We start from the raw sequence: 579 nt of genomic DNA, 5'->3' as shown, positions 1-579 counted from the left end.
GATGTAACTCGTATTGAATCTTTAATTTCCCGCCATTTTCATTCACAAAATGCAGGATGCTACGTGTTTTAACAGTTAAAGGAATACGACCAGCTGGTATATCGTAAAGTGTAGTCGTATCATGACCTTCCACAAAGTGAAGATTCATATTAATATCGCCTTTGCGTATTAATTTAACACCGCGTTCCTCAATTTTAATTGTTACATTAACGACTGCATCTTCAATTTGTTCTTGGTATCGAATATAATCTGCGTTTTTCTTTTGCCATGAACCTTGCGCAGTAAATTCAAATTTTTGTTTTTCGCCACTTGGTTTTAGAACTTGTTTCGTTTGAACGTCTATATTCTTATTCAACGTTTGCCTCACCTTAGCTTCTAAATAATACACCACAATATAGCATAAATTAGATAGTGCATGTAGGTGATACTTCTCAGTTTTAGAGCATTTAGGATATATACAAGTATCATCATCTATTTTGATAAATTGAGTAATGAAAAGAACAGTATATAGGTTAAGCCTTGGGAAATATTCATATAAAATGACTTATCGGAGGTAAGCTATTAGCGAGTATTTGAGGA

The 579-nt window shown here is 33.3% G+C and carries 1 protein-coding gene; it reads right to left on the bottom strand.

Features of this window, described 5'->3' with window-relative positions:
- Positions 1-355, bottom strand: a 355-nt coding sequence (locus tag IDG64_RS14340) for a YwiB family protein (RefSeq protein WP_206171353.1), incomplete at its 3' end; no start/stop codon positions are given.
- Between the last annotated feature and the right edge of the window lie 224 nt (positions 356-579).

It is taken from the genome of Staphylococcus sp. EG-SA-15 (assembly GCF_017151895.1).
GTDB lineage: Bacteria > Bacillota > Bacilli > Staphylococcales > Staphylococcaceae > Staphylococcus > Staphylococcus aureus.
The sequence above is the reverse complement of the archived record's forward strand: the minus strand, read 5'-3'. Positions and strand labels throughout refer to the sequence as shown.